The sequence below is a fragment of the Corynebacterium sp. HMSC08F01 genome (assembly GCF_001807545.1).
GTDB lineage: Bacteria > Actinomycetota > Actinomycetes > Mycobacteriales > Mycobacteriaceae > Corynebacterium > Corynebacterium coyleae.
In genome coordinates this window covers 49,617-61,857 of the sequence record NZ_KV789284.1, presented here as the reverse complement: position 1 = coordinate 61,857, position 12,241 = coordinate 49,617, and the positions used below count along the sequence as shown (strand labels likewise).

At 62.6% G+C, this 12,241-nt stretch carries 8 protein-coding genes; 7 read left to right on the top strand and 1 reads right to left on the bottom strand.

The features are described from left to right. Window positions 1–39: 39 nt before the first annotated feature. The gene (locus HMPREF3171_RS01590) at window positions 40–1,446 is read left to right on the top strand and encodes an NAD(P)H-quinone dehydrogenase (RefSeq protein ID WP_070450406.1); all 1,407 of its coding nucleotides are present in this window, start codon (window positions 40–42) and stop codon (window positions 1,444–1,446) included. Here HMPREF3171_RS01590 and HMPREF3171_RS01585 read toward each other — a convergent pair. Continuing rightward, complete coding sequence (locus HMPREF3171_RS01585) at window positions 1,424–2,701, bottom strand: helix-turn-helix domain-containing protein (protein WP_070482387.1); 1,278 nt, start codon at window positions 2,699–2,701, stop codon at window positions 1,424–1,426. The two genes, HMPREF3171_RS01590 and HMPREF3171_RS01585, sit on opposite strands and share 23 nt — an antisense overlap. A 166-nt stretch (window positions 2,702–2,867) precedes the next feature. Between HMPREF3171_RS01585 and prpD the strand changes: the two genes are divergently transcribed. From prpD to HMPREF3171_RS01555, 6 genes are all read left to right on the top strand, one after another. Beyond that, a complete protein-coding gene (gene prpD / locus HMPREF3171_RS01580; protein WP_070482385.1) occupies window positions 2,868–4,379 on the top strand; it encodes a 2-methylcitrate dehydratase PrpD in 1,512 nt (503 codons plus the stop codon). Beyond that, entirely contained in the window at window positions 4,379–5,302 is a 924-nt protein-coding gene (gene prpB / locus HMPREF3171_RS01575) for a methylisocitrate lyase (RefSeq protein ID WP_070422832.1), read from the top strand. The genes prpD and prpB overlap by 1 nt, the downstream gene beginning before the upstream one ends. A gap of 42 nt (window positions 5,303–5,344) precedes the next feature. Continuing rightward, window positions 5,345–6,490: a bifunctional 2-methylcitrate synthase/citrate synthase gene (locus HMPREF3171_RS01570; RefSeq protein WP_070422833.1), complete on the top strand. Its 1,146-nt coding sequence runs from the start codon at window positions 5,345–5,347 to the stop codon at window positions 6,488–6,490. Between the two features lie 174 nt (window positions 6,491–6,664). Beyond that, on the top strand, window positions 6,665–10,093 hold the full coding sequence (locus tag HMPREF3171_RS01565; RefSeq protein WP_070482383.1) for a pyruvate carboxylase: 3,429 nt from the start codon (window positions 6,665–6,667) through the stop codon (window positions 10,091–10,093). Between the two features lie 118 nt (window positions 10,094–10,211). Next, complete coding sequence (locus HMPREF3171_RS01560) at window positions 10,212–11,084, top strand: siderophore-interacting protein (RefSeq protein ID WP_083291905.1); 873 nt, start codon at window positions 10,212–10,214, stop codon at window positions 11,082–11,084. Window positions 11,085–11,203: 119 nt separating this feature from the next. Then, window positions 11,204–12,229, top strand: coding sequence for an ABC transporter substrate-binding protein (locus tag HMPREF3171_RS01555; RefSeq protein ID WP_083291904.1), 1,026 nt, complete (start codon window positions 11,204–11,206; stop codon window positions 12,227–12,229). Window positions 12,230–12,241 lie beyond the last annotated feature (12 nt).

The window sequence follows — 12,241 nt, the reverse complement described above, 5'->3', positions numbered from 1 at the left end:
ACCTGTCACGTCAAGTCTGAAACTTTGAGGAGAGCCGTTTTGTCCAAGAAGATTGTCATCATGGGTGGAGGCCCCGGCGGATACGAGGCCGCGCTGCTCGCGTCGAAACGCGGCGCAGACATCACGTTGGTGGAAGATTCTGGGGCTGGCGGCTCGGCGATCCGTAAGGACGTTGTGCCGTCGAAAAGCTTCATTGCGGGCGCGAACATTAAGACGGACTTGCGCCGCGCGGACGATATGGGGCTCAACCACACGTTGGGTGACGCGAAGCTGTCGCTGCTGGCGCTGAATGAGCGTGTGAAGCAGTTGGCGGCGGAGCAGTCCAGTGACATCCGCGAGCAGCTTGAGCGCAAGGGTGTGCGCCTGGTCAAGGGGCGTGCGCGCTTCTCTGATAAGCAGGTCGGTCACACTACGCATGACATTGAGATTGTCACCGAGTCTGGTGAGACTGAGCACGTCAGCTGCGACATGGTGCTTGTGTGCACGGGTGCGAGCCCGCGTGTGCTCAAGGGGGCGGAGCCGGACGGCGAGCGCATCCTGAACTGGCGTCAGATGTATGACCTGCAGGAGCTGCCGACCCACCTCATTGTGGTTGGTTCTGGCGTGACTGGTGCGGAGTTTGTCTCTGCGTTTGCGGAGCTGGGCGTGAAGGTGACCATGGTTGCTTCCCGCGATCGCATTTTGCCTCACGACGACGCCGACGCCGCCGATGTCTTGGAGAAGGTCCTGGCGGATCGCGGCGTGCAGTTGGAGAAGGACGCGCGTGTGGAGCGTGTGGAAAACACGGGTGACGCTGTGGTCGTGCACACCACTGATGGCCGCGCCATTGAGGGTTCGCACGTGATGATGTCCATCGGTTCTGTTCCGAATACGGCAGATTTGAACCTTGAGGCCGCAAAGGTGGAGACCACCCCGTCCGGCCACATTCATGTGGACCGCGTCTCGCGCACTAACGTCGCCGGCATTTACGCTGCGGGCGACTGCACGGACCTCATGCCGCTGGCGTCGGTTGCGGCGCAGCAGGGCCGCACTGCCGTTGACCACGCGATGGGCGACGGTGTCAGCCCGATCCGCCTGAAGACGGTTGGCAACGCCGTGTTCACCCGTCCGGAGATCGCTGCCGTGGGTGTCACCGAGCAGGAGATCCGCGACGGCAAGGTTGAGGCAGACATCTACAAGCTGCCCTTGTCGACGAACCCGCGCGCCAAGATGCGTTCCCTGCAGTACGGGTTTGTGAAGATTTTCGCCCGCAAGGGCTCCGGCCAGGTCATCGGCGGTGTGATCGTCGCGCCGACTGCATCCGAGCTGATCTTGTCGCTGACCATCGCGGTAACCAACAGCCTCACCGTCACCCAGCTGGCTAACTCGATGGCGGTGTACCCGTCGCTGTCAGGTTCGATTACCGAGGCGGCGCGCCGCCTGATTACAAAGTCGGATCTGGACTAGCCGGAAACGCACGTTGGGGGCAGCGGGTGCGCGGACACGTCGCGCACCCCGGACCAATCGGGGTAGCTGACGCCGGGGCCAGATCAAGGCCGTCGGCGTACACCAGTTGGGGTGCGTATGCGGCGTCGCAGCCAAGCGCTACGGCGTGCTCGCGCCGGGGCTGACCAAAGCCCACGGCGGGACCCTGCACCATGCGCGCAACCCACATCTGTGTGCGCCCGTCCGGGGTGGTGGAGACCTGCCTGGTCACACGGTTTGGGGTTTCAAACGCACGGTGCACCACCCATAGCGGGCAGGTATCGCCGGAGACGGCGAAGCGGAACGACGTGGTGGCCTGGCGCTTGGACACATTTCCTGCGCGGTCGGTGCGCATAAATACAAACGGCACAGCCTGCGCGCCGGGGCGCTGCAGTGTGCCGAGGCGTTGGCAGGTGGATTCGAATCCGGTGCCGAAGCGGGCCGAGATGACATCGATGTCGTAGCGCGTCTCGTGGGCAGCCTGCAGGATCTCCGTGTACGGCATGGTGACGGCAGCCGCGAAGTACTGGGCTAAGCCGTGGGTGGTGACGTTGCGGGCCGGGGTGTCGTCGATACGCGCAATGAGCTCTGACATCACGTCGCCGTGGGCGAGATTGCTGTAGCGGTAGGACAGCTCGAAGCACTGTTGCGCTTCGCTCAAGCCGGAGCGCAGGCGGATCTCGCGGGTGGTGGTGTCGATGTCGGAGCGACCCGACTCCACAGGCTGGTTGAAGCGCACGGTGTAGCCGAAGTCGCGGTCGAGGACCGACGCAAGACGGGTCAGGCGCAACTGGCGGCCACCAAGATGCTCCGCAAGCGTTTCGGCCGCTGAATCCAGGGAGTGGAAGTAGTTGCTGTGTTCCTGGAAAAAGCTGCGTGCGTACTCGTAGGGGTTGGGGGCTTGCTCGTTGAGGCGCTCGGGGATGGTTCGGACACGCTCCGCAAGGGTAGGGAAGTGGCGGGCGAATTCCTCCAGCTCGTGCTGCGCGATGCCGGGGAGCAGTTCCGAAAGGGCGGCTGCGGTTTCGCGTTCGGCGTCGCCGGAGAAGAAGGAAGCATCCACCCCGAAGGCGGACGTTAACTGCAACAACACGCTTGCGGTGAGTGGGCGCTGATCGTTTTCCAACTGGTTGAGATAGCTCGGCGAGATGCCGACGAGGATCGCCGCATCGGCTTGAGTGAGGTTGCGAGCGGTGCGCAGTGTGCGGATCTGACCCCCCGCGTACAGTTTTGCCATCGTTGATTTTGCTCCTTCTCAGCCGCTTGGCCTGGGGATTTGCAACACTTTGCAAGTCTGTCAGTTTCAGGACGCAAGAATACGCACCTTCCACTATGATGCGCAACACACTTTCGCTCCTAATATGAGGTTCGTCATCATCTCGATTGCCAGAAGGAGCCGAAGAATGATCCAACACGAGGTACGCACCCATAAGTCCGCAGAAGACTTCCCGATTGAAGAGCATCTGGCCTACAAGATTGCCAAGGTCGCGGCCGACCCGGTTGAGGTGCCGGAAGATACCCGCGAAATGATCATCAACCGCATCATCGACAACGCTTCTGTCGCTGTTGCCTCCTATAACCGCCGCCCGGTCGCCGTCGCCCGCGCAATGGCCAAGGCACACCCGGCAGACAACAAGGGTGCACTCGTCTTCGGCGAAGACGGCACCTACTCCGCAGAATGGGTCGCTTTCGCAAACGGCACCGCCGTGCGCGAGCTCGACTTCCACGACACCTTCCTGGCAGCCGAATACTCCCACCCGGGCGACAACATCCCGCCGATCCTTGCTGTTGCACAGCACAAGGGCCTCGACGGTAAGGCGCTGATCCGCGGCATCGCCACCGGCTACGAAATCCAGGTCAACCTGGTCAAGGGCATCTGCCTGCACGAGTGGAAGATCGACCACGTTGCACACCTTGGCCCCTCGGCCGCAGCTGGCATCGGCACCATGCTCAACCTGGACGTGGACACCATCTACCAGGCAATCGGCCAGGCGCTGCACACCACCACCGCACCCCGCCAGTCCCGCAAGGGCCTGATCTCCTCCTGGAAGGCATCCGCCCCGGCGTTCGCCGGCAAGATGGCCATCGAAGCGGTGGACCGCGCCATGCGCGGCGAGGGCGCACCGGCCCCGATCTGGGAAGGCGAAGACGGCTTCATTGCATGGATGCTGCACTCCCCGGAGCGCACCTACACCGTCCCGCTGCCGGCAGACGGCGAGCCGAAGCGCGCGATCCTGGACACCTACACCAAGGAACACTCCGCCGAGTACCAGGCACAGGCTCCGATTGACCTGGCTCGTCGCATGAAGCAGACCATCGCAGACGCAGGCAAGACCACCGCCGAGATCGAGTCCATCGTGCTGCACACCTCGCACCACACCCACTACGTCATCGGCACCGGCGCGAACGACCCGCAGAAGATGGATCCGAAGGCATCCCGCGAGACTCTGGACCACTCGATCATGTACATGTTCGCTGTCGCCCTTGAGGACGGCGGCTGGCACCACGTCGACTCCTACACCCCGGAGCGCGCAAACCGTCCGGAGACCGTCGAGCTGTGGCACAAGGTGTCCACGGTGGAGGACCCGGAGTGGACCCGTCGCTACCACTCGCAGGATCCGGACGAGAAGGCATTCGGCGCCAAGGCTGTCATCACCTTCAACGACGGCACTGTCATCGAGGATGAGATGGCTGTCGCCGACGCCCACCCGTACGGTGCTCGTCCGTTCGAGCGTGAGAACTACATCCAGAAGTTCCGCACCCTGGCTGAGGGCATCGTCGATAAGGACGAGCAGGACCGCTTCCTCGCCGCCGTGCAGGATCTGGAAAACCTCACTGACCTGACCGAACTTAACATCCGCGTCAACGACGCAACCCGCGCCGCTGCAGAGGAGATCCCGGGAGGCATCTTCTAATGTTCAAGCCTGACACAACCCCGAACGAGCGTCGCAAAGCACTGCGAGCATCGCTTGTCGACGAAAAAATCACCACCCTGCCCGGCGCCTTCAACCCGCTGACCGCGCGCCTGATCGAGGACATCGGATCCTTCTCCGGCGTGTACGTCTCCGGCGCCGTGGTAGCCAACGACCTGGGCCTGCCGGACATCGGCCTGACCACGCTTTCCGAGGTTGCAAACCGCGGCGGCCAGATCGCCCGCGCCACCAACCTGCCGGTGCTCATCGACGCCGACACCGGCTTCGGCGAGCCGATGTCCGCAGCCCGCACCGTCGCCGAGTTTGAAGCGGCAGGCCTGGCTGGCCTCCACCTGGAAGACCAGGTCAACCCGAAGCGCTGCGGCCACCTCGACGGCAAGGAAGTTGTGCCGCGTGACCTGATGATCCGCCGCATCACCGCAGCGGTGCGCGAGCGCCAGGACGACGACTTTGTCATCTGTGCCCGCACCGACGCCGCCGGCATCGAAGGCATCGACGAGGCCATCGAGCGTGCGAAGGCATACGCCGACGCAGGTGCGGACCTCATCTTCACCGAAGCGCTGTACTCGGAGGAAGACTTTGCCAAGTTCCGCGCCGCCGTGGACACGCCGCTTCTGGCCAACATGACCGAGTTTGGCAAGACCGACCTGCTCAGCGCCCAGCAGCTGGAAAACCTCGGCTACAACGCCGTGATCTGGCCGGTGACCACCTTCCGTATCGCCATGGGCCAGACCGAAGCAATGCTGCGCGACATCGCAGAAACCGGCACCCAGGTGCCGTGGCTGGACAAGATGCAGCACCGCGCGCGCCTCTACGAACTGGTGCGTTACGACGAATACAACCAGTTCGACCAATCCGTCTTCACCTACTCGAAAGACACCTACAGCTCCACCTTTGAGCAGTAGACCGCCACCACCAACACCACCACCAAGAAGGAGTGAATCATCATGACTGAGCAGGAAATTCGTAAGGGCCTCAACGGCGTTGTCGCTGACTACACCGCAGTGTCCAAGGTCAACCCGGAGACCAACTCGCTGCTGTACCGCGGCTACCCGGTCCAGGAACTGGCAGAGCATTGCACCTTCGAGGAAGTGGCATACCTGCTGTGGAACGGTGAACTGCCGACCGAGGAGCAGTTTGCAGAGTTCCGCGGTGGCTGCATGGAAAACCGCGACATCGATGAAGAACTGATCCAGATCATCAACTTCATGCCGAAGGACTGCCACCCGATGGACGTGCTGCGCACCGCAGTGTCCTACCTGGGTGCAGAGGATCCGGAGAAGTTCACCCCGGATTCCGATCACCTGCGTGGCATCGGCCGCAAGCTGCTGGCCAAGCTGCCGACGATCGTCGCAACCGACATCCGTCGCCGCCAGGGCAAGGAGTACATCGCCCCGAGCAAGGAGAAGGGCTTCTCCGAAAACTTCCTCTGGATGGTTTTCGGTGACGATGAGAAGTCCCCGGCCAACATCCCGTCCGACATCGAGGCGTTTGAGAAGACGATGATCCTCTACGCCGAGCACTCCTTCAACGCCTCCACCTTCACGGCCCGCACGATTGCCTCGACCATGTCCGACGGCTGGTCCGCAATCACCGGCGCAATCGGTGCCCTGAAGGGCCCGCTGCACGGTGGCGCCAACGAGTTCGTCATGCACCACATGACCGAAATCGGCGACCCGGCCAAGGCAGAGCAGTGGTGCCTGGACAAGCTCAAGAACAAGGAGCTCGTCATGGGCTTCGGCCACCGCGTGTACAAGAAGGGCGACTCGCGCGTGCCGACGATGGAAGCCGCCTTCAAGAAGCTCGCTGCCGAGCATCCGGAGAAGGACGCTCAGAAGTGGGTCGAGATGTACGACATCATGGCCAAGACCATGCACGACAACACCTCGATCAAGATCCGTCCGAACCTGGACTTCCCGTCGGGCCCGGCCTACTACATCCTGGGCTTCGACATCGAGTTCTTCACCCCGCTGTTTGTGATGTCCCGCATTACCGGCTGGACCGCTCACATCATCGAGCAGTTTGAGAACAACTCCCTGATCCGTCCGCTCTCGGCCTACAACGGCCCGGAGGAGCGCCACGTCAAGGCGTAAGCGGATCACCCCCGAAACGCGGGTCGTCGCAACGCGGCGCCCGCGTTTTTGCACCCCCGCGTTAGGGTGCAAACGTGTCACATTCGTTGGCGAAAACGACCCAAGAAAAGTGTGACCTGTACTAAACTACCCGTTGCAGTATGACTTCGATCTTTCCTTGAGGAAAGGAACCAAATGAACCCGGATAACCTCCCGCTTAATGACCTGCCAGCATTCAAGAAAATCCTGGTAGCTAACCGCGGTGAGATCGCCGTTCGTGCCTTCCGTGCAGCCTTTGAAACTGGCGCGAAGACCGTCGCGGTCTACCCCCGCGAGGACCGTAACTCGTTCCACCGTCCGTTCGCGGACGAGGCAGTCCAGATCGGCGAGGCCGGCCAGCCGGTCAAGGCGTACCTGAACATCGACGAAATCATCCGTGCCGCGAAGCAAACTGGCGCAGATGCCGTCTACCCGGGCTACGGCTTCCTCTCCGAGCGTGCTGACCTGGCTCGTGCCTGCCGCGACAACGGCATTAAGTTCATCGGCCCGACCCCGGAGACGCTGGACCTGACGGGCGACAAGTCCGCCGCTGTCCAGGCTGCTGAGCGTGCCGGCCTGCCGGTGCTGAAGGACTCTGAGCCGTCGTCCGACCCGAAACAGCTGGCAGAATTTGCCAAGGACTTCGAGTTCCCGGTGTTTGTGAAGGCTGTCGCCGGTGGCGGCGGACGCGGCATGCGCTTCATTGAGAAGATCGAAGACGTTGAGCGTCTCGCAGCTGAGGCATCCCGCGAGGCTGAGGCAGCCTTCGGTGACCCGAACGTCTACATCGAGCGCGCCGTGATCCGCCCGCAGCACATTGAGGTGCAGATCATGGCTGACTCTTACGGCAACGTGGTGCACCTGTTTGAGCGTGACTGCTCCGTGCAGCGCCGCCACCAGAAGGTTGTTGAGATCGCTCCGGCGCAGCACATCACGGAAGAGCAGCGCCAGAAGATCTGTGCCGACGCTGTGGCGTTCTGTAAGGAAATCAACTACGAGGGCGCAGGTACGGTCGAGTTTCTTGTCGACGAGTCCGGCAACCACGTCTTCATCGAGATGAACCCGCGCGTGCAGGTGGAACACACGGTGACTGAGGAAGTCACCGGCATCGACATCGTAAAGAACCAGATGTACATCGCCGCCGGCGCGAAGCTGGAGGACATCCACCTCACCCAGGACCTCATCGAGGTCAACGGCGCGGCCCTGCAGTGTCGCATCACCACCGAGGACCCGGCCAACGGCTTCCGACCGGACTCCGGCGTGGTCACCGGCTACCGCTCCCCGGGTGGTGCAGGTGTGCGTCTCGACGGCTCCGTGGCCGTCGGTACCACCATCACCCCGAACTTCGACTCCCTGCTGGTCAAGATGACCTGCCGTGGCCGCAACTTCCAGGTCGCCGTCGACCGTGCCCTGCGCGCCCTGAACGAGTTCTCCATTACGGGCCTGTCCACGAACATCGGCTTCCTGCGCGCCCTGCTCAGCGAGGACGAGTTCCGCAACGAGCGCATCAACACCGGCTTCATCGCGGACCACCCGCACCTGCTCGAGGCTCCGGCCGCGGCTGACGATGCCGGCAAGATCCTCGATTACCTGGCATCCGTTACGGTGAACCAGCCAAACGGTGCTCGCCCGACGAACATTCAGCCGTCGAAGAAGCTGCCGGAATCCAAGTACGGCGATCTGCCGCGTGGTTCCCGCGACGACCTGCTTGAGCTCGGCCCGACAAAGTGGGCTGAGAAGATCCGCAAGCAGACCGCTCTGGGTGTCACCGAGACCACGTTCCGTGACGCTCACCAGTCACTTTTGGCAACCCGTATTCGCACCAACACCCTTGTGGCTGCCGCGAAGCATGTGGGTCACCTGACCCCGGAGTTGACCTCCGTTGAGGCATGGGGCGGCGCTACCTTCGATGTGGGCATGCGCTTCCTCCACGAGTCGCCGTGGATGCGTCTCGACGAGCTGCGCGAGGCGATGCCGAACGTCAACATTCAGATGCTGCTGCGTGGCCGCAACACTGTTGGCTACACCCCGTACCCGGACAACGTGACCAAGGCGTTCGTCCAGGAAGCAGCCTCGTCCGGTATTGACATCTTCCGAATCTTCGACGCGCTGAATGACGTCTCCCAGATGCGCCCGGCGATCGACGCAGTGCTGGAAACCAACACCACCGTCGCCGAGGTTGCGATGGCGTACTCCGGCAACCTGATGGATCCGAATGAGGATCTGTACACGCTGGACTACTACCTGAAGCTCGCCGAGGAGATCGTCGAGGCTGGCGCCCACGTCCTGGCGATTAAGGACATGGCTGGCCTGATGCGTCCGGCAGCAGCCGCCAAGCTGGTGAAGGCGCTGCGTGAGCGCTTCGACCTGCCGGTGCACGTCCACACCCACGACACTGCGGGCGGTCAGCTCTCGACCTACCTTGCGGCTGCCAACGCCGGTGCCGACATCGTCGACGTTGCATCCGCTCCGCTGGCAGGCACCACCTCCCAGCCGTCGATGTCCGCCCTCGTCGCAGCGTTTGAGAACACCGAGCGCGACACCGGCATCGACCTGCAGGCCGTCTTCGATATGGAGCCGTACTGGGAAGCCGTGCGCCAGGTGTACGCACCGTTCGAGTCCGGCATTCCGGGCCCGACCGGCCGTGTGTACAAGCACGAGATTCCGGGCGGTCAGCTCTCCAACCTGCGCACCCAGGCGAAGGCCCTTGGTCTGGAGGATCGCTTCGAGCTCATCGAGGACTACTACGCAGGCGTGAACGAGATCCTCGGTCGCCCGACGAAGGTCACCCCGTCCTCCAAGGTGGTTGGCGACCTGGCCCTGCAGCTCGTCGGCCAGGGTGTCAGCCCGCAGGAGTTCGCAGAGAACCCGCGCAAGTACGACATTCCGGAATCTGTCATCGGCTTCCTGCAGGGCGAGCTGGGTACCCCTCCGGGTGGCTGGCCGCTGCTGCGCGACAAGGCACTGGAGAACCGCTCCGAGGTCGACCACACCGTCCAGGTGCCGGCAGAGCTCGAGCCGGATCTGCAGTCCGACGACCACAGTGTGCGTCGTGCGGCGCTGGATCAGCTGCTATTCCCGAAGCAGTACGCCGAGTACCAGGAGCACCTGCGCACCTACGGCATCACCGACCAGTTGGGTGACAAGACCTTCTTCTACGGCCTTGAAGAGGGCGTGGAGACCATGATCTACTACGGCGAGATCGACGAAAACCGTCCGCCGCTGGTGGTCAGCCTCGACGCTGTCGGCGAGCCGGATGAGAAGGGCATGCGCCAGGTCATCCTGACCGTCAACGGCCAGGTCCGGCCGGTTGCCGTCCGCGACGAGAACGTCGAGTCCACCGTTGCTGAGGTGGAGAAGGCCGACGCGTCCAACCCGGGCCACGTTGCCGCACCGTTCGCTGGTGCCGTCACCGTCACGGTGAAGGAAGGCGACGAGGTCAAGGAAGGCGACCCGGTCGCAACCATCGAGGCTATGAAGATGGAGGCCGCGATCTCCGCACCGAAGTCGGGCGTGATCGAGCGCATCGCGCTGACCAAGCCGACCAAGGTGGAAGGCGGCGACCTCGTGGTGGTTATCGCTTAAGAGCTTTTCGCCTGACGACGTCCAAAGCGCCGACCTCCACCCGGAGTGCCGGCGCTTTCGGCGTTTTGGCGGCTGGGCGTCTCGGCACAATGATGTAGGTAAGCCTAAACTACCTTTCATGGTTTTCGGTTCTAACAACTTTTCGGACATTCAGCTCACGGACTGGCCTCAGCGCGAGAAAAGCGATGCACTCACAGTCACCGTCGCCAATGTTGAACGGGTTGCCCCCGACCTCCTTGAGATCTCCGTGGTTGCGCCTGAATTGCGCGACCACCAATTGGTAGGCCCAGACGAGTTCTTCGGCCTCCTCATGCCGGGGCCTGGCAAGGACTATGTCCCATTAACGACAACTCGGGTAAGCAATCTACGAGCCCAACTTGCCGCGCTTCCGGATGCCGTGCGACCCGACCTTCGGTGGTACACAGTTCGAAGTCTCGACCGAGCTGCTGGCACCCTGAGCTTCCTATTGGTCACACACGGTGTTTCGGATGCCTCGGACACCGACATCGGGCCCGCGTTGCGTTGGGCGCTGCGCGTCGCGCCTGGGGACACCTGCGGAATCTACCCCGCGAACGGGCTGTGGTTCCGGCGCGAGCCAAAGCCAGGCACATCGCAGCTGCTGGTCGCCGACCCCACTGCAGCGCCTTCAGTCGCAGCAATTCTTGAATTCCTCGAGCAATTCCACCCTGCTGAGCTGGCTGCGGCAGATGTCGTGTTCGCCGCCACCACGAACGACGAATTCGAGCCTGGGCTGGTTGAGCGCTGGCAATCCCGCGTGAGGTCACTGGCCCTGGTCACCGCCCAGCAGGACAGGTTGCTGGAGGCAGTTGTCTCCGAGCTTCGCTCTCACGAGCGCCCGGAGAGTGTCTGGTGTTGCGGCGAACGAGACCTCGCAGCGGGGGTGCGACGATTCGCCGTGCAAGAGTGGGGGATTGATCCCAAAAATGTCACATTCAGCGCGTTCTGGATTCGAGGACAGGCGCGGGGGTAACTTCCTCGCGAGATGGTAAGGGCTGCTTTACCTAACCCAGACCATCTGTTAGGTTTGCCTTTGCTAAGTGCTCGCCTGGTTTTCTGCTCAGGCCACATTTCGACTGAAAGGGATCCCGCATGCGCGCGAAACTCGGTGCAGTGCTCACCTTTGCTGTTGGCCTCGCTCTCACAGGCTGCAGCTCATCTCCTTCCAACTCCGCCTCAACTTCCACTGCAACTTCCACCGTGTCTGCCTCGGACGCCGCGACATCCTCCTCCGCGTCCGCTTCGAGCAATGCCCAGGCATCCGGTGCGCTGGTGTTTAACCACCCGAGCATTGACGGCCTGAAAATCGAGTTCGCCGAGCAGCCCAAGAACATCGTCATGGACTGCTACGCCTACTCCACCCTCGATGAGTACGGCATCAAGCCGAACGCCATCTTCGGTTACCAGTGCGACGACCCGACCGTGATGGGTGGGGCGGACACCACCGGGATTGAGCAGATCGGCACCGACGGCGAGATTGACTTGGAGAAACTCGCACAGCTCAAACCGGACGCGATCATTGGCTTCGGCACAGCAGACGGTTGGCAATGGTTCAAAGAGGATGTGAACTCCCAACTCACTCGCGTCGCCCAGTTCGTGCCGCTGCCCGGCGGCGACACCGTGGACGAGGGCATCGCCAACGTCCGCGAGCTCGCCGAGTTCCTCGGCGCCGATGTCACCGCCTCGCACATCACTAAGGCAGACCAAGACTACGCGGCTGCGAAGCAGAACTTCTCCGATGCCATTGCTGGCGAAGACTTGAGCTTCATGCTGTCGAGCCCCACCAAGGAGATGCTCTACACCAGCGCGAACGGCCCCCATGCGGATCTGCTGAAGTCGCTCGGCGCGACCCTCGCTGGCCCGACCGAGGGTCACGAGGGCAGCCCGTGGGCGTGGATCGCCTGGGAGGAAGCCTCGAAATACCCCACCGATGTCATGCTCGTCGAGGACTACGACGAAGCTGACCCCTTCACCGCCGAAATGTGGGACTCGCTGCCGTCGGTCCAGGCTGGTCAGCTCTACGCCTGGAACTCAAAGGGTGCGCTGACCTCGCGCCACTACGCCGACTGGTTGGACGGACTCGCCACAAAGGTCCAGGGCTTCAACAAGGTCTCCTAAGCCCTCGACCCG

What these genes read in the sequence shown, in the direction of transcription:
- HMPREF3171_RS01585 (WP_070482387.1), bottom strand. Translation starts at nt 2,701, where the DNA reads ATGGCAAAACTGTACGCGGGGGGTCAGATCCGCACACTGCGCACCGCT.
- prpD (WP_070482385.1), top strand. Translation starts at nt 2,868, where the DNA reads ATGATCCAACACGAGGTACGCACCCATAAGTCCGCAGAAGACTTCCCG.
- prpB (WP_070422832.1), top strand. Translation starts at nt 4,379, where the DNA reads ATGTTCAAGCCTGACACAACCCCGAACGAGCGTCGCAAAGCACTGCGA.
- HMPREF3171_RS01570 (WP_070422833.1), top strand. Translation starts at nt 5,345, where the DNA reads ATGACTGAGCAGGAAATTCGTAAGGGCCTCAACGGCGTTGTCGCTGAC.
- HMPREF3171_RS01565 (WP_070482383.1), top strand. Translation starts at nt 6,665, where the DNA reads ATGAACCCGGATAACCTCCCGCTTAATGACCTGCCAGCATTCAAGAAA.
- HMPREF3171_RS01560 (WP_083291905.1), top strand. Translation starts at nt 10,212, where the DNA reads ATGGTTTTCGGTTCTAACAACTTTTCGGACATTCAGCTCACGGACTGG.
- HMPREF3171_RS01555 (WP_083291904.1), top strand. Translation starts at nt 11,204, where the DNA reads ATGCGCGCGAAACTCGGTGCAGTGCTCACCTTTGCTGTTGGCCTCGCT.